This window comes from Streptomyces sp. NPDC048001, from assembly GCF_043203115.1.
Taxonomy (GTDB): Bacteria; Actinomycetota; Actinomycetes; order Streptomycetales; family Streptomycetaceae; genus Streptomyces; species Streptomyces sanyensis.
This window is the reverse complement of sequence record NZ_JBIDBN010000010.1, coordinates 211,879-227,466: the sequence shown is the minus strand read 5'-3', so window position 1 is coordinate 227,466 and position 15,588 is coordinate 211,879. Positions and strand designations below refer to the sequence as shown.

At 75.8% G+C, this 15,588-nt stretch carries 14 protein-coding genes; 9 read left to right on the top strand and 5 right to left on the bottom strand.

Going from position 1 to position 15,588, the window contains the following annotated elements; translation table 11 throughout:
- Window positions 1-31 precede the first annotated feature (31 nt).
- The 5 genes from ACGF15_RS20320 (at window position 32) to ACGF15_RS20300 (ending at window position 4,617) form a co-directional block, all read left to right on the top strand.
- Window positions 32-1,612: an AMP-binding protein gene (locus ACGF15_RS20320; RefSeq protein WP_345613478.1), complete on the top strand. Its 1,581-nt coding sequence runs from the start codon at window positions 32-34 to the stop codon at window positions 1,610-1,612.
- A gap of 318 nt (window positions 1,613-1,930) precedes the next feature.
- Window positions 1,931-2,662 (top strand): enoyl-CoA hydratase family protein, encoded by a 732-nt coding sequence (locus ACGF15_RS20315; RefSeq protein ID WP_392800699.1) that lies wholly within the window; start codon window positions 1,931-1,933, stop codon window positions 2,660-2,662.
- Window positions 2,650-3,252: a TetR/AcrR family transcriptional regulator gene (locus tag ACGF15_RS20310; RefSeq protein WP_392800696.1), complete on the top strand. Its 603-nt coding sequence runs from the start codon at window positions 2,650-2,652 to the stop codon at window positions 3,250-3,252. Before ACGF15_RS20315 ends, ACGF15_RS20310 begins: the two co-directional genes overlap by 13 nt.
- 78 nt (window positions 3,253-3,330) lie before the next feature.
- Entirely contained in the window at window positions 3,331-3,405 is a 75-nt protein-coding gene (locus ACGF15_RS20305) for a putative leader peptide (RefSeq protein WP_360647131.1), read from the top strand.
- Window positions 3,406-3,501: 96 nt separating this feature from the next.
- The gene (locus ACGF15_RS20300; RefSeq protein ID WP_392800693.1) at window positions 3,502-4,617 is read left to right on the top strand and encodes an isopenicillin N synthase family dioxygenase; all 1,116 of its coding nucleotides are present in this window, start codon (window positions 3,502-3,504) and stop codon (window positions 4,615-4,617) included.
- Here ACGF15_RS20300 and ACGF15_RS20295 read toward each other — a convergent pair.
- On the bottom strand, window positions 4,596-5,696 hold the full coding sequence (locus ACGF15_RS20295; protein WP_345613471.1) for a citrate synthase 2: 1,101 nt from the start codon (window positions 5,694-5,696) through the stop codon (window positions 4,596-4,598). The genes ACGF15_RS20300 and ACGF15_RS20295 overlap by 22 nt on opposite strands.
- A gap of 271 nt (window positions 5,697-5,967) precedes the next feature.
- On the opposite strand from ACGF15_RS20295, the gene pdxH reads away from it, so the two are divergent.
- Together pdxH and ACGF15_RS20285 are read left to right on the top strand one after the other, a co-directional pair.
- On the top strand, window positions 5,968-6,714 hold the full coding sequence (pdxH, locus tag ACGF15_RS20290; protein ID WP_376426514.1) for a pyridoxamine 5'-phosphate oxidase: 747 nt from the start codon (window positions 5,968-5,970) through the stop codon (window positions 6,712-6,714).
- A 559-nt stretch (window positions 6,715-7,273) separates the two neighbouring features.
- Window positions 7,274-8,650, top strand: a complete 1,377-nt coding sequence (locus ACGF15_RS20285) for a PAS domain-containing protein (RefSeq protein WP_392800689.1) — start codon at window positions 7,274-7,276, stop codon at window positions 8,648-8,650.
- 53 nt (window positions 8,651-8,703) lie between these two features.
- On the opposite strand, the gene ACGF15_RS20280 is transcribed toward ACGF15_RS20285, so the two are convergent.
- A complete protein-coding gene (locus ACGF15_RS20280) occupies window positions 8,704-9,459 on the bottom strand; it encodes an SIS domain-containing protein (RefSeq protein WP_345613466.1) in 756 nt (251 codons plus the stop codon).
- 291 nt (window positions 9,460-9,750) lie between these two features.
- On the opposite strand from ACGF15_RS20280, the gene ACGF15_RS20275 reads away from it, so the two are divergent.
- Window positions 9,751-10,443, top strand: coding sequence for a metal-dependent transcriptional regulator (locus ACGF15_RS20275; RefSeq protein WP_345613464.1), 693 nt, complete (start codon window positions 9,751-9,753; stop codon window positions 10,441-10,443).
- 652 nt (window positions 10,444-11,095) lie between these two features.
- Window positions 11,096-11,965 (top strand): alpha/beta fold hydrolase, encoded by an 870-nt coding sequence (locus ACGF15_RS20270; protein ID WP_392800685.1) that lies wholly within the window; start codon window positions 11,096-11,098, stop codon window positions 11,963-11,965.
- A gap of 35 nt (window positions 11,966-12,000) precedes the next feature.
- Here the strand turns inward: ACGF15_RS20270 and ACGF15_RS20265 are convergent, their stop codons facing one another.
- The 3 genes from ACGF15_RS20265 to ACGF15_RS20255 form a co-directional block, all read right to left on the bottom strand.
- Entirely contained in the window at window positions 12,001-13,587 is a 1,587-nt protein-coding gene (locus ACGF15_RS20265; protein WP_345613460.1) for a transporter, read from the bottom strand.
- Entirely contained in the window at window positions 13,584-14,399 is an 816-nt protein-coding gene (locus tag ACGF15_RS20260; RefSeq protein WP_345613457.1) for an ABC transporter ATP-binding protein, read from the bottom strand. The genes ACGF15_RS20265 and ACGF15_RS20260 overlap by 4 nt, the downstream gene beginning before the upstream one ends.
- Before the next feature lie 293 nt (window positions 14,400-14,692).
- Window positions 14,693-15,358 (bottom strand): bifunctional DNA primase/polymerase, encoded by a 666-nt coding sequence (locus tag ACGF15_RS20255; protein WP_345613455.1) that lies wholly within the window; start codon window positions 15,356-15,358, stop codon window positions 14,693-14,695.
- Window positions 15,359-15,588 lie beyond the last annotated feature (230 nt).

The window sequence follows — 15,588 nt, the reverse complement described above, 5'->3', positions numbered from 1 at the left end:
TCCTGGCCGTCCACAACCGCAGGGAGGGCCCATGGTGTTCCGCAGCAGCCACGCCGACGTCCCGGCCGTCGTCGAACCCGTCCACGAGGCCGTGCTCGGCCGCGCGGCCGGGTACGGCGACGCCGTCGCCCTCGTCGACGGCGTGAACGGCACCACCGTCACCTACCGGCAGCTCGACCTGTTCCACCGCGGCATCGCCGCCGCGCTCGCCGCCGCCGGGCTGCGCAAGGGCGACGTCCTCGCCCTGCACAGCCCCAACACGATCGCCTACCCGGCCGTGTTCCACGGGGCGAGCCGCGCGGGCGCGGTCGTCACCACCGTCCATCCGCTGGCCACCGCCGAGGAGTTCGCCAAGCAGCTCCGGGACTCCTCGGCCCGCTGGATCGTCACCGTCTCCCCGCTGCTGGAGGTGGCCCGCCGGGCCGCCGAACTCGTGGGGGGCATCGAGGAGATCTTCACCTGCGACCGCGCCGAGGGGCACACCTCCGTCATCGACATGTTCACCTCGACCGCCCCGCAGCCCGAGGTGGCGATCGACCCCGCCGAGGACCTGGCCGCCCTGCCCTACTCCTCGGGCACCACCGGGGTGCCCAAGGGCGTCATGCTCACCCACCGCTCCCTCGCCACCAACCTCGGGCAGCTCGACCCCTTCATCCCGATGGGCCCCGGCGACCGGATCCTCGCCGTGCTGCCCTTCTTCCACATCTACGGCCTCACCGCCCTGATGAACGCGCCCCTGCGGAACGGGGCTACCGTGGTGGTGCTGCCCCGCTTCGACCTGGAGACCTTCCTCGGCGCGATCCAGCAGCACCGCATCGACGGCCTGTACGTCGCGCCGCCGATCGTGCTCGCGCTCGCCAAGCACCCGGCCGTCGACGGCTACGACCTGTCCTCGCTGCGGTACGTGGTCTCGGCCGCCGCCCCGCTCGACGCCGAACTGGCCGAGGCGTGCGCCAAGCGCCTGGGCCTGCCGCCGGTCCGGCAGGCCTACGGGATGACGGAGCTGTCGCCCGGCACCCATGTGGTGCCGCTGACCGAGCCCGACCCGCCCCGGGGCTCGGTGGGCCTGCTCCTGCCCAGCACCGAGATGCGGCTGCTCGCGCTGGACGGCTCCGGCCGGGACGTCGGCGAGGGGGAGGAGGGGGAGATCGCCATCCGGGGCCCGCAGGTGATGAAGGGCTACCTGGGGCGGCCCGAGGCCACCGCGGACATGATCGACGCCGAGGGCTGGGTGCACACCGGCGACGTCGGACGCGTCGACGGCGGGGGCTGGCTCTACGTGGTCGACCGGGTCAAGGAGCTGATCAAGTACAAGGGCTACCAGGTGGCCCCCGCCGAACTGGAGGCGCTGCTGCTGACCTGCGAGGCGATCGCGGACGCGGCCGTCATCGGGGTGGCCGGCGCGGACGGGGGCGAGGTGCCCAAGGCGTACGTGGTCCGGCAGCCGGGGGCCGAGGAACTGGACGAGGCGGCGGTGATGGCCTTCGTCGCCGAGCGCGTCGCCCCCTACAAGAAGGTCCGGCAGGTGGAGTTCACCGCGGCCATCCCCCGGGCGGCCTCGGGGAAGATCCTCCGCCGGGAGCTGCGCGACCGCGAACGCGGCGGCAGGTAGGGCATGCCCCGGGAGCCCCGCCCGGCCCCGGGCGCCGGTGGCGCGCGCCCGCCGCGTTCCCCCGGCCGGGTGCGCACGCCCGGTGCGAGGGCGGTCCTCCGCCGGGCGGGCGCACGGGACGCCGCCGGGTGGGCGCCCGTACGGGACGCCGCGCGCCCCGCCGCCCGGGGCCGGACGGCGCCGCTCCCGGAAACACGCCCAGGCCGGCCCCGGGCGCGCCCGACCCGGCGCGCCCCGGCCGGCGACCGGGCGGGGGACGTCCCCGGCCGGGCAGCCGGGACCGCGCGGCCCGCGGTCCCTCTCTCGAAGGAGCGTCGTATGAGCGTGGCCACCAGCAGCGACCGGGGCGTCACCACCCTGGCCCTCGACAACCCGGGCAACCGCAACGCACTGTCGGCCGCCCTGGTCACCGAGCTCGCCGAGGCGCTCGAGGCCTGCGCGGAGGACCCGTCCGTGCGGGCGGTGGTCCTCACCCACACCGGGTCCACCTTCAGCTCGGGGGCGGACCTGAAGGCACCGCCCAGCCCGTACGCCTTCGTCGCCCTGCTGCGGCGGATCGTGGCCCTGCCCAAGCCGGTCGTCGCCCGGGTGGCGGGGCATGTGCGGGCGGGCGGCCTCGGCCTGGTCGGGGCCTGCGACATCGCCGCCGCCACCTCCGCCTCCGACTTCGCCTTCACCGAGGTGCGCCTCGGGGTGGCGCCCGCGGTGATCTCCCTTCCGCTGCTGCCCCGGATGGAGCCGAGGGCCGCCGAGCGCCTCTACCTCACCGGGGAGCGCTTCGACGCGGCCGAGGCCGTCCGCAGCGGGCTGCTCACCCTGGCCGCGGACGACGTGGACACGGCGCTCGCCCCGCTGCTCGACGCGCTCCGCAAGGGCTCCCCGCAGGGGCTGGCGGCCGCGAAGCGACTGGTCGCGGCTAGGGTGCTGGAGACCTTCGACCGGGACGCGGAAGACCTGGTGCAGCGGTCGGCGACGCTGTTCGCCTCGGCCGAGGCGCGCGAAGGGATGACGGCCTTCCTCGAACGACGGGATCCCGCATGGGTGTTGTGACCTCCTCCCCGCCGCCGTCCGGCCCCAAGCAGGACCGCAGCCGGGCAACCAGGCAGCGGCTCCTCCAGGCCGCCGTCGACTGCCTGGCCGAGGTCGGCTGGGCGGGGTCGACGGTCTCGGTGGTGGCCGAGCGGGCCGGGGTGTCGCGGGGGGCCGCCCAGCACCACTTCCCGACCCGGGAGGACCTCTTCACGGCGGCCGTGGAGTACGTGGCCGAGGAGCGCTCCGGGGCCCTGCGGGAGCTGGCGCCCCGGGACCGGTCCGAGGTCGTCGCCGCTCTCGTCGACCTCTACACCGGACCGCTGTTCCGGGCGGCGCTGCAGCTGTGGGTGGCGGCCTCCGACGAGGAGCAGCTGCGGCCCCGGGTGACCGAGCTGGAGGCCCGTGTCGGCCGGGAGACCCATCGCATGGCGGTCCGGCTGCTGGGCGCGGACGAGTCGGTGCCGGGTGTGCGGGAGACCGTGCAGGGCCTGCTGGACATGGCCCGCGGACTGGGGCTGGCGAACCTGCTCACCGACGACGAGGCGCGGCGGCGCCGGGTCGTCGCCCAGTGGGCGGAGCTGGTCGACGGGGCGCTCGGGCACGGCTGACCCCGCGCGGCGGCACCTCCGCCAGGGTGTGTGATGCAGATCACATGACGGCTTCGCGGGGCGCAGTAGGCTTCTCGCATGCTCCTGCTCGTACGCCGCCGCCACGTGGACCTGCTCCGCGTCACGAGCACGGGCTGTCGGCCCGGCGCCTGACCGGCCCCGCAGCCCCCGGCCCCTCGCCCCACGGCGACCCCCGCCCCCGCCCACCCGGCGGCCGCGGGGGACCTGCTCACCCCGCGGACGCACCCCATGTCGCACAGCACCCCACCGCCCCACCCCTCCCCGCCGGCCCCGACGGCACGCGCGGACTCCCCCGCCGGACCCGGCGGGAGCCCGCCGGCCCCGGACCAGCTCCCGGTGATCGACCTCTCCGCCGCCGACGGCACCCGCGCCGACCGGCGCCGGTTCCTGGCCGGGCTGCACACCGCCGCGCACCGCGTCGGCTTCTTCCAGCTCGTCGGCCACGGCGTCACCGAGGCCGAGACCGCCGCGCTGACCGGTGCGATGCGCTCCTTCTTCGCCCTGCCGGAAGCCGACCGGCTCGCCCTCGACAACGTGAACTCACCGCACTTCCGCGGCTACACCCGGACCGGGGACGAGCGCACCGGCGGCAGCCGCGACTGGCGCGACCAGCTCGACATCGGCGCCGAGCGGCCCGCCCGCGCGCCCGGCCCCGGCGAGCCCGCCTACTGGTGGCTCCAGGGCCCCAACCAGTGGCCCGAGGCACTGCCCGAGCTGCGCACCGCCGCCCTCGCCTGGATCGAGCGGCTCTCCGCGGTGGCCGAGCGGCTGCTCCACGCACTGCTCGCCTCGATCGGAGCCGACCCCGGCTTCTACGACGACGCCTTCGGCGAGGGCGCCCACCCCCATCTGAAGCTGGTCCGCTACCCGGGCAGCCCCTCGGACGGCAGCGGCCAGGGCGTCGGCGCCCACCGCGACTACGGCTTCCTGACCCTGCTCCTCCAGGACGAGGTCGGCGGCCTGGAGGTGGAGCGCGAGGACGGCCGCTTCCACGGGGTCCCGCCGCTGCCGGGCGCCTTCGTGGTCAACCTCGGCGAGCTGCTGGAGGTGGCCACCGACGGCTACCTGAAGGCCACCCACCACCGGGTGGTGAGCCCGCCGGGCGCCCGGGAGCGGTTCTCGGTCCCCTTCTTCTACAACCCGCGCCTCGACGCCCGGATCGACCCGCTGGTCTTCCCGCACGCCGGGACGGCCCCCGGGGTGACGGCCGACCCGGCCAACCCGCTGTTCGCCGAGTACGGCAGGAACGAGCTGAAGGGGAAGGTCCGCGCCCACCCGCTGGTCGCGGCCCGCCACCACCCCGGGCTGGTGGACCCGGGGCGTCAGCCGACGATGTCCCCGTAGCCGGAGATCTCCCGCGGGTCGCGGGCGCCGGGGCCGACGTAGCGGGCCGAAGGGCGGACCAGGCGGCCGGTGCGCTTCTGCTCCAGGATGTGCGCCGACCACCCGGCGGTCCGGGCACAGGTGAACATCGAGGTGAACATGTGCGCCGGGACCTCGGCGAAGTCCAGCACGATCGCCGCCCAGAACTCCACGTTCGTCGCCAGGACCCGGTCGGGGCGGCGGTTGTGCAGCTCCTCCAGCGCGGCTTTCTCCAGGGCCTCCGCCACCTCGAAGCGCGGCGCGGCCAGCTCCCGGGCGGTACGGCGCAGCACCCGGGCCCGCGGGTCCTCCGCGCGGTAGACGCGGTGGCCGAAGCCCATCAGGCGCTCGCCCTTGTCCAGCGCCTGCCGGACGTAGCCCGCGGCGTCGCCGGTGCGCTCGATCTCCTCGATCATGCCCAGCACCCGGGAGGGCGCCCCGCCGTGCAGCGGGCCGGACATCGCGCCCACCGCGCCGGAGAGCGCGGCCGCCACGTCGGCGCCCGTGGAGGCGATGACGCGGGCGGTGAAGGTGGAGGCGTTCATCCCGTGCTCGGCGGCCGAGGTCCAGTAGGCGTCCACGGCCTTCACATGGCGGGGGTCCGGCTCGCCGCGCCAGCGGATCATGAAGCGCTCCACCACGGACTGCGCCTTGTCGATCTCGCTCTGCGGCACCATCGGCAGACCCTGGCCGCGGGCACTCTGTGCCACGTAGGACAGGGCCATCACGGCGGCGCGCGCCAGGTCCTCGCGGGCCTGGGCGGCATCGATGTCCAGAAGCGGTTTCAGGCCCCACACCGGGGCCAGCATGGCCAGCGCGGACTGCACGTCGACACGGATGTCACCGGAGTGGACGGGGATCGGGAAGGGCTCCGCGGGAGGCAGGCCGGGGTCGAAGGCCCCGTCCACCAGCAGGCCCCACACCTTGCCGAAGGAGACGCTGCCCACGAGGTCCTCGATGTCGACGCCCCGGTAGCGGAGGGAGCCGCCCTCCTTGTCCGGTTCGGCGATCTCCGTCTCGAACGCGACGACTCCTTCGAGCCCAGGTACGAAGTCGGACATCAGGCGGCTCCTCACGGTGGTTGCGGCAGGCACGGGTCGGACACCCCGGTGATTCCCCGTCCGGGCGGTCGTCACCCTGCCGCCGTTCAACGGGCTGTATGGAGGCCACAGTGACCCGACCCAAGATTTTGGCCGGTCCCGCCGATGCGGGGAAGCGTGAGATCCGGCACACTGCCCCGGCCTCCGCAGGAGGATTGGCGGCACTCGGTGCCGGGCAGAATAGGCCCGCCGAACCGGGCTCCACTCCCACCGGACGGCCCGCTGCGGCAGGATGACCCCCGTGACCGACGACCACGCCGCACCCAGCCCCGGCACCCCGGACGTGACCGTCTCCGGCCTGCCGGTCCCCGACCCCGCAGAGACCGGGCTCGTCGTCCCCGACCCCGCCGTGATGCGCGAGCAGTACCGCTCGACGGCCCTGGACGAGCAGGCGCTGGCCCGGGGGCCGATGGAGCAGTTCGCCCGCTGGTTCGCCGAGGCGGCCGCCGCCGCGCTGCTCGAACCGAACGCCATGGTCGTCTCCACGGCCACCCCCGGCGGGCGCCCCTCCTCGCGCACGGTGCTGCTGAAGAAGTACGACGAGCGGGGCTTCGTCTTCTTCACCAACTACGCCTCCCGCAAGGGCCGCGAGATCGACGCCAACCCGCAGGTCTCGCTGCTCTTCCCCTGGCATGCGCTGGCCCGCCAGGTCATCGTCTCCGGGACGGCCGTCCGCATCGGGCGCGCGGAGACGGCCGCCTACTTCCACAGCCGCCCGCACGGCTCGCAGCTGGGCGCCTGGGCCAGCGACCAGTCCGCGGTGATCCCCTCCCGCGGGGACCTGGTCCGGCGCTACGAGGAGCTCGCCGCCCGCCACCCCGAGGGCAGCGAGGTGCCGGTGCCCGGCCACTGGGGCGGTATCCGGGTCGTGCCGGAGGCCGTCGAGTTCTGGCAGGGCCACGAGAACCGGCTCCACGACCGGCTCCGCTACGCCAAGGAGGAGGACGGCGGCTGGCGGGTGGAGCGCCTGGCGCCCTGAGCCGTCCACGCGGCGCCCGGCTCCCCGGAGAACGCAGACGACCCGCGGGCCTTGGTCCCTCCGTCCGGACGGAGGGAGCCGGCCGGACGTACCGGCGGCCCGCGGGTCGGGTGACTGCTGGGAATTTCGGCAGGCGGCCTGCCGAGGCACACAGAGTGCGACGGCAGGCGTCAGCCCGCAGTCACCTCACGAGTCCGAAAAGAAACCATGTTTTCGGATCACCTCCTTTCGCGTGTACCCACAGACTAGGAAGGCGCGCGAAGGGGTTCAAGGGATTTCTTCGGGCCCTGGCCTCCGGCTGCCGCCGGTGCTCCGCCCCGGGCCCGGAACGGCCTGCGGTCCCCGGGTCCCTCCGCCGCACCCGGGCCCCATGCCGGGCGGCCCCCGCGTGCACCGCCACCGTGCGCCCCCGCGCGCCGGTCCCCGCGCCCCGCGCGCCGATGCGATCCGCAGCGGCCTCCCGGGCGTTTCGGCGAAGGGCGTGTGGTTCAGGTCACGTTGGCGTTGAATGAGTCCCGCCGTATCGGCATACGCGGACGCGTCCTTCAGGGGGACCGGGATGAGTGCTTCCAGGAGCGGGATCACCGGCGGGGTCGGGGCGGAGGGAGCGGAACCGGCACCGCGCCCGGCGGCCTCCGGGCCGCCGGGCGCCGACCTCCTCGCCGCACTCCTCGACGGCATGGACGCCGCGCTGTGCGCCCTGGACGCCCGGGGCAGGGTGACCCACTGGAACCGGGAGGCCGAGCGGGTCCTCGGCTGGTCGGCCGCGGAGGCCGTCGGGCGCCTCGGCTTCACCGGGTGGGCCGTGCGCGACGCCGACGCCGACGAGGTGCGCGCCGGGCTGCTGGCGGCCATGGACGCCCCCGGGCGGCAGGTGCGGGAGTTCGCCCTGGTGCGCAAGGACGGCGGCCGGGTCCTGGTGCGTACCCAGTCCTCCCGGGTGCTCGGCGCCGACGGGCGCCCCGCGGGGGTGTACTGCGCCTTCGGCGAGGTGCACGCGCAGATCGACCTGGAGCGGTCCATCGCCCTGAGCGAGGCCCTGTTCGAGGAGGCGGCCTGGGGCGTGGTCCTGCTCGACGTGGACCTCCGTCCCGCCGTGGCCAACGCGCAGGCGGTGCGCCTGCTCGGCGCCGCGCACCGCTCCGCCGTCCTCGGCCGCCCGCTCGGCGCGCTGCTCCGCGAGGGCGCCGAGGAACTGGAGGGGGCCCTGGCGCACGTCCTGGCCGAAGGGCCCCCGCGCGGACCGGCCGACCTCTGGGTGCGGACGGCGGCCGAGGGCGCCGGGCGCCGCTGCTGGCACGGCGGCTTCGTGCGCCTCGCCTCCCCCCTCGCCCAGCGGCCGGTGCCCCTGGGCGTGGGCTGGCTGTTCCAGGACGTCACCGCCGCCCGCCTCGCCGAACGGGAGGCCGACCGGCTGCGCTTCCGCACCGGGCAGCTCCACCGGGCGGGCCGGGCGGCGGCCGAGTGCGAGGACGGGAGGGAGGCCGCGGCGGTCTGCGCGGACTTCGCCCTGGCGGGCTTCGCCGACCATGTGCTGGTCGACACGGTGGGCGAGGGCCGGCGCCTGGTGCGCGCCCTCGCCTCGCCCCCGGGGGCGGCGGGCCCCGCCGCGGGCCCCGCGGGCGGCGGTCTGCCGGTGCCCTATGCACCGGGGCACCCGGTGCTGCGGGCGATGGAGCGGCTGGGGCCGGTGCGGGCCGGCGCCGGGGAAGGCGACGCGGCGGAGGGCTGGGCGCGGCGGCTGCGGTGGCCCGCGGGCACCGTGCACGCCCTCGCCACCGTGCTGCGCCACCGGGGCCGCACGGTCGGGGCGGTCACCTTCCTGAGGTCCGCGAGCCGCCCCGCCTTCGACCGCCCGGACGCCGTGTACGCGGAGAGCGTGGCGGCGCTGATCGCCTCGGCCCTCGGGCCCGACGCCGGGCGGCCCCCGGCCTGAGGGGAGCGCTCGCCCGGCCTGAGGGGAGCCCGCGCCCGGCCGTCCCGCGGTGCTCAGTTCCGGTAGAAGATCCGGTCCCGGTACTCGGTCATGACCCTGCCGTTCCACTCGTGTCCGCCGTCCACGTTGCCCGAGCGCAGCAGCGGGGGCTCGATGCCGCGCTCGGCCAGCTGCTCGGCGGCGGCCGCCATGGTCGCCTGCATCAGCGCGCTGGTCACCACCGTGGACGCGGGCGCGAACGGCGCCTCGATCCCCTCGTGGGTGAGCTCGGCGTCCCCGACGGCGATCTTGGAGTCCAGGACGATGTCGCAGTGGTCCTTGAGGAAGGTGCCCGAGGCGTGCCGCGAGCGGGTCTCCTCCGCGTAGGCGACCGAGGTCACGCCGATCACGGTCAGCCCGAGCGCACGGGCGTTGATCGCCATCTCGACGGGCAGCGCGTTGCGCCCCGACAGGGAGATGATCACGAGCAGGTCGCCCTCGGTGGCGGGGCTGGAGTCCAGCACGGCGCCGGCCAGCCCGTCCACCCGCTCCAGTGCCGAGCCCAGGGTGGCCGGCACGACATCGACCCCGACCGCGCCGGGCACCGTGAGGAGGTTCATCAGGGCGAGGCCGCCCGCCCGGTAGACGACGTCCTGCGCGGCGAGGGAGGAGTGGCCCGCGCCGAAGGCGAACAGCCGCCCGCCCGCGGCCACGGTGTCCGCGACGGCCGCCCCGGCTGCCGCGATGCGGGCGGCCTCCTCGTCCCTGGTGCGCTGCAGCAGACCGATGGCGGCGTCGAAGAACCGACCGGCCAGCTTGCTCTCGCTCATCGCCGAGCCCTTTCCGAAGGTGGTGTCGAGGGTAGTGCGCGCCGGCGCCGTGACCGGAATCGTGCTCCGGCTCCGGGAGGGCGTCTGTGCCGCGGATCACGGTGAGGTCTGGACCATTGCTCTGTCAATAGAGCGCGGGCGCCCCGGTGGGGCGGAGCCGGCCCGTGGCCGGGCCCCGACCCCGTGCGATGCGGTCTCTCCCCGTGCGCGGCACGGTTGTCGGCGGGATGCGCAAGAATTGAGGCCGGGGCCATGCACGACGTTTCCACGCCACAGCATCGAGGGGCACGTATGTCCGGACTGATCGACACGACGGAGATGTATCTCCGCACCATCCTCGAGCTAGAGGAGGAAGGTGTGGTGCCCATGCGGGCCCGTATCGCGGAACGGCTGGACCAGAGCGGACCCACGGTCAGCCAGACCGTCGCCCGCATGGAGCGCGACGGGCTCGTCACCGTCGCCGGCGACCGCCACCTGGAGCTCACCGAGGACGGGCGGCGGCTGGCGACCCGGGTGATGCGCAAGCACCGGCTCGCCGAGTGCCTGCTGGTCGACGTCATCGGCCTGGAGTGGGAGCAGGTCCACGCGGAGGCCTGCCGCTGGGAGCACGTCATGAGCGAGGCCGTCGAGCGCCGGGTGCTGGAGCTGCTGCGCCACCCGACGGAGTCGCCCTACGGCAACCCCATCCCCGGTCTGGAGGAGCTCGGCGAGCAGTCGGAGGCCGACCCCTTCCTCGACGAGAGCATGGTCTCGCTCGCCGAGCTGGCACCGGGGCCGGACGGCAAGACGGTGGTCGTGCGCCGGATCGGCGAGCCCATCCAGACCGACGCGGCCCTGATGCACACCCTGCGCCGGTCCGGAGTGCAGCCCGGTTCGGTGGTCAGCGTGACGGAGTCGCCCGGCGGTGTGCTGGTCGGCAGCAGCGGTGAGGCCGCGGAGCTGACCGCGGACGTCGCCGCCCATGTCTTCGTGGCCAAGCGGTAGGCGCCGTTTCGGGCCGTCCCGGCGGGCCCGTGCGCCGGAGGGCGCACGGGCCCGCGGTGCGTTCCGGGAGCTGCGGTGCGTTCCGGGGCCCGTCGCGCTCACGGGTGGGCCGACGCGGGCCCCGCACCCGCGGCGGCCGCACCGGCGGCCCGCGAGGCACCCGCGCACGGTGCCGCGGCGCCGCGCCGGGGCACGGGCGCCGGGGTGCGTGCCGCGGCCGCCGGGCCGGGATGCGCTCCCGCGGTGGCGCTTTCCCCGCGGAACGCCAGCGGCCGGGCGGATCGCGTGCCACTCTGAAGCCGAGGCATATGACGTGAGCCGGGGAGGGGAGCCGCGGTGGTGCGCCCTGGGTCGTGTGCTGCCGGTGCAGCGCGGAGGGCCCCGGCACCCTGGGGTGCCGGGGCCCTGTCCTCCCCTGCGCCGGCCTGGAGCCCCGAGCTCCCGAGGCCGGTCCCTTGCGGACCGTTTTTCCCCGAGCGGTCCGCCTCCCGGAGGAAATCTCCCCCCGCTCGCCGCGTCCAATCCACCACGGCCGTCACCCGAACGAGGGTTGTTGCGTGGCAGAACCGCGTTTTCGAATAAGAGTTCGATAGTCTGGACGGGCTCCGGAAGGGCCACCGACGCGGGGGAGGGAAGAGGGGGTGCCAGGATCATGGTGAGGCGCACGGACGTGATCGGCGCGGGCGGCGTTCGCCTCGCCGCCTGGGAGTTCGCCGATCCGCTCAAGGGCCCCGGGGGCCACGGGCAGGCGGACGCCCCCGGTGTCCTCCTGCTCCACGGGCTGATGGGCCGGGCCTCCCACTGGGCGTCGACCGCCCGCTGGCTCGCGGAGCGCCACCGCGCCGTGGCGCTCGACCAGCGCGGGCACGGGCGCAGCGGCAAGCCCGCCGAGGGCCCCTACACGCGGGAGGCCTACCTCGCCGACGCGGAGGCCGCCGTCGAGCAGCTGGGCCTCGCCCCGGTGACCCTGATCGGCCACGGGATGGGAGCGCTGACCTCCTGGCAGCTCGCCGCCCTGCGCCCCGACCTCGTGCGCGCCCTGGTGGTCTGCGACATGCGCGCCTCGGCGCTGGGCGCGGCCTCGCAGCGGGAGTGGGAGGCGTGGTTCCGGTCCTGGCCGGTGCCGTTCGCCACCCTCGCCGACGTCCGCAGGTGGTTCGGCGAGGACGACCCCTGGGCCGAGCGCCCGAGCGCGGCCCGCGGCGAGTACTTCGCCGAGGTGATGGCCGAGCAGGCGGACGGCTGGCGCCCGGTGTTCGACGTGGCCCACATCCTCGCCTCCCGCGAGGCATGGGCCCTCCACGCGCACTGGGAGGAGCTCGCCCAGGTGTCCTGCCCGGCCCTGGTGGTACGCGGCCCGGACGGGAAGCTCGGCCGGGCGGAGGCGCAGGAGATGGTGCGGGTCCTGCCGCGCGGCAGCTACGGAGAGGTCCCCGACGCGGGCCACCTCGTCCACCACGACCGGCCGGACGGCTGGCGCGCGGTGGTCGAGCCCTTCCTGGACTCCCTCCGGGAGGTCTGAGCGGGGCCGGGCCGCCCGGCCGGGCGGCCCGGCGGTCAGCCCCTGGTCACCGCGGCCAGGATCTCCGGCAGCCGGTCCGCCGTCCTGGTCGCGGCGAGCCGCACCCCCGCCCAGGCGGTCAGCGCACCGTACGCCGCCCCCGCGGGGAGCACCGTCCACAGCGCGCCGGAGCCGGAGACATGCAGCCACACCGCGAGCGCCAGCACCGGCAGGGCCGTGACCAGCGAGGCCACCAGTCCGCCCCCGAGCGACAGCCAGGCGATCGCGCCCTGCCCGGGCGCGACGTTCTTGTAGGCGCTGTCCTGCGGGATCGAGTACGGGAACAGCGCGGAGGCCAGCGCCCCGGTCGCCAGCATCGCCCCCAGCAGGGCGAAGGACAGGCCCACCACCTCGGGCACGGCGTCCCAGCGGTCCATCACCGCCGCGGTCACCGCCGCCACCAGCACCGTGTACGGGACGGTGACCAGCAGGATCGCGAGCGCCCGCGCCCGCAGCTCCTGGTAGGCGTCCCGGGCGGTGGAGATCGTCTGAGCCACCATCCAGAAGCCCGAGTGGTCCTGGCCGAACTGGTTGTACGTCAGCATGCCGAGCATCGCGGCGCCGAAGCAGGCGAAGTAGACCGAACCGGTGCCCTGGAGGGCGTTGAGGACCGGCACGATCAGGCCGATCGCCAGCGCCGTCACCCAGGCCCCCTTGGTCTTCGGGTCCCGCCACGCGTACCGCAGCGTGCGCAGCACCACCGCGCCCGTGCGGCCCTCCGGGAGCAGCCGGTGCAGCCCGGAGGAGGACCGGTCCCGGGTGGGGGCGGCCCCGAGCGTGGAGGAGTCCGGCGAGGTCATCAGCCGGGTGAGGCTGCGCTGCCACCACCACAGCAGCCCGGCCAGCGCCAGCCCCGTCAGCAGCAGCCGGGCCGCCGCCTCCCCGTAGGCGCCCTCGCCGGCGGCGTCGACCGCGGCGACGGCCGCGGCGGGCGGCAGCCAGCCCACCACCTCGGCCGCGGGCCGCAGGGCGGACAGCCCGCCCGCCCGGCCCAGGTTCTGGAGGCCGAAGTTGAGGAACTGGAGGCCCACCGCGATCAGCAGTCCGCTCAGCAGCGCGAGGTCACGCCCCTTGCGGGAGGTCAGCAGGCGGATGTTGGCGGCGGCGACGGCGCGGGCCAGCGCCAGGCACACCAGCAGCAGCAGCGGGACCGCCGCCACCGCGGCGACGGCCGCGGCCGCCCCGTGGGCCACCGCGAGGACCGCACCCACGGCGAGGCACAGCGTGACGAGCGGGCCGATGCCCACCACCGAGGCGCCGAGCAGGGCTGCCACCAGCGGCCCCGGGCGCAGCGGCAGCATCACCAGCCGGCTCGGGTCGAGGGTCTCGTCCCCGCCGGGGAAGAACAGCGGCAGCACCGCCCAGCCCGCGGCCAGCACCCCGGCGAGCAGCACCGCCACCGTGGCCGCCTGCGCGTGGCCGCGCAGCAGCACCAGCCCGAGGAGCAGCCCCGCGGCCGCCAGCGAGGCGAACACCAGGGAGACGACGAAGACGGCCGTGCGCCCACCGGACCGGCGCAGCCCGCCCCGCAGCAGGGAGAGCTTCAGCCGGACGAGGATCCCGGTCAGTCGGGCGGTGCTCACCGGGCACCGCCGCCGAGCCAGTCCAGCGAGGCGCCGGTGTCGCGCCCCTGGGCGCCGACCAGCTCGAGGAAGGCCGCCTGGAGCGTCGGCCGCGCACCGCGCACCTCGGCCAGCGGGCCCTGGGCGCGGATACGGCCCGCCGCCATCACCGCCACCCAGTCGCACAGCGACTCGACCAGCTCCATCACATGGCTGGAGAAGACCACCGTGGCGCCCGAGGCCGTGTAGCGCTCCAGCACCCCGCGGATGGTCTGCGCGGAGACCGGGTCCACGCCCTCGAAGGGCTCGTCCAGGAAGAGGACCTCGGGGTTGTGGAGCAGCGCGGCCGCCAGCCCGATCTTCTTCCGCATGCCGGTCGAGTAGTCGATGACCAGCTTGTTCTGCGCACCCGCCAGGTCCAGGACGTCCAGCAGCTGGGCGGCGCGCTGGTCGACCTCCTCGCCCGGCAGCCCGCGCAGCCGGCCGCTGTAGGCGAGCAGCTCCCGGCCGGAGAGCCGCTCGAACATCCGCAGCCCCTCCGGGAGGACGCCGATGCGGGCCTTGACCTCGACCGGGTCCCGCCAGACGTCGTGACCGGCGACGCGCACCCGCCCCTGGTCCGGCCGCAGCAGGCCGGTGACCATGGACAGGGTGGTGGTCTTGCCCGCGCCGTTGGGTCCCACGAGCCCGATGAACCGGCCCGCGGGAAGGGCGAGGTCGATCCCCGCGACGGCGACCTGCCCGCCGAACCGCTTCCACAGGCCCTCCACCTGGACGGCGGGGGGCGGAACCTGCACCGCGTCCCCCACCGCGTCGATCGTCTCCTCCGGCATGGCCGCCCGCCTCCTGTGCTCCCCGTCGGTACGGACCAACCCTACGGAGGCGGCCCGCCGCCACCCAGGGGCGGTCCTGGAAGCGGTCGCGGGCGGAGGCTGCCGGAACCCGGAACGGAAGGCCGCCGGACGCAGCCGCGGGCTGCCGGGCCCCGCCGCGGACCGGAGGGGCGACTGACCGGAGGGGCGACTCACCGGAGGGGCGACTCACCGGAGGGACGGCAGGGCGGCTGACCGGCTGCGACCGGCGGGCAGGGGCGGCCGGTGCCGGGAGCGGCGAGCGGGCGGAGGCGTCAGGAGGAGCGGGTGCGCCGCTCCGCCGCCTCGCGGCCGCAGGCGTAGGCGAGCGGGCTGATCAGCTCCTCCGCGTCGGGCAGCCAGCGGTTGGCCGGGGTCGGGCGCTGCGCCCACTGCACCGCCCCCCGGCCGCCGATCCGGGTCGGCGGGGCGGCGACCCAGTGGCCCTCCCCGCGGGTGACCAGGTCGATCGCGGAAGGCATCCACCCGAGGTTGCGGATCAGGTCCGGGGCCTTGAGGGAGGCGCCGGGGAGGACGAAGAAGACCATCCGGCGGTCGGGCGTGCAGGTGACCGGACCGAGCGGGAGGTCCATCCGCTCCAGCCGGGCGAGCGCGAGGAACCCGGCCGATTCGGAGACCTCCAGCGCGTCGAAGGTGCGGCCCGTCGGCAGCAGGATCGAGGACCGGGGCTGCTTGGCCCACAGGCGGCGGACCGCGGTGGCGCTGCCCGTCGCCTGGTTCGCCCAGTCCGGGCGGGCCGGGTGGGCGCCGGGGGCGGGGCACGCGGCGTCACCGCAGGAGCAGTGCTCCGCGCCGTCCGCCGCCTCCAGCCAGGTACCGGGGAACACGTCCCAGTGCCGCTCCTCCGCGTACCGCACGGCACTGTCCCGTAGTTGCTCGCCCCGCTGGTGAGGGATCGGTGCGGCTTCCGTGACTCCCATGGTCTCATCCACGCCACACTCAACTACCGCCGCGACCTCGGGTTACGGCCGGTGCACGCCCGCGCGTCGGCGCATCGATCCTTCGTCCGGGGCGCACGGGTGCACGGCCGGGGGCGCGCACGGGGCCGCGCCCTCGGTACCGGGTAGCCAGAGCGGGGGGCGTTGCCGGCGGTACGCGGACGCGCCCCGCCCGTACACGGGCCCGCCGGACCCGGGGAGGGTACGCGCAC

Bases quoted from the DNA above. Each gene is read 5' to 3' on its own strand.
- ACGF15_RS20260 (WP_345613457.1), bottom strand. From the start codon at position 14,399: ATGCCGGAGGAGACGATCGACGCGGTGGGGGACGCGGTGCAGGTTCCG.
- pdxH (WP_376426514.1), top strand. From the start codon at position 5,968: ATGACCCCCGTGACCGACGACCACGCCGCACCCAGCCCCGGCACCCCG.
- ACGF15_RS20270 (WP_392800685.1), top strand. From the start codon at position 11,096: ATGGTGAGGCGCACGGACGTGATCGGCGCGGGCGGCGTTCGCCTCGCC.
- ACGF15_RS20285 (WP_392800689.1), top strand. From the start codon at position 7,274: ATGAGTGCTTCCAGGAGCGGGATCACCGGCGGGGTCGGGGCGGAGGGA.
- ACGF15_RS20310 (WP_392800696.1), top strand. From the start codon at position 2,650: ATGGGTGTTGTGACCTCCTCCCCGCCGCCGTCCGGCCCCAAGCAGGAC.
- ACGF15_RS20295 (WP_345613471.1), bottom strand. From the start codon at position 5,696: ATGTCCGACTTCGTACCTGGGCTCGAAGGAGTCGTCGCGTTCGAGACG.
- ACGF15_RS20275 (WP_345613464.1), top strand. From the start codon at position 9,751: ATGTCCGGACTGATCGACACGACGGAGATGTATCTCCGCACCATCCTC.
- ACGF15_RS20320 (WP_345613478.1), top strand. From the start codon at position 32: ATGGTGTTCCGCAGCAGCCACGCCGACGTCCCGGCCGTCGTCGAACCC.
- ACGF15_RS20300 (WP_392800693.1), top strand. From the start codon at position 3,502: ATGTCGCACAGCACCCCACCGCCCCACCCCTCCCCGCCGGCCCCGACG.
- ACGF15_RS20280 (WP_345613466.1), bottom strand. From the start codon at position 9,459: ATGAGCGAGAGCAAGCTGGCCGGTCGGTTCTTCGACGCCGCCATCGGT.
- ACGF15_RS20315 (WP_392800699.1), top strand. From the start codon at position 1,931: ATGAGCGTGGCCACCAGCAGCGACCGGGGCGTCACCACCCTGGCCCTC.
- ACGF15_RS20255 (WP_345613455.1), bottom strand. From the start codon at position 15,358: ATGGGAGTCACGGAAGCCGCACCGATCCCTCACCAGCGGGGCGAGCAA.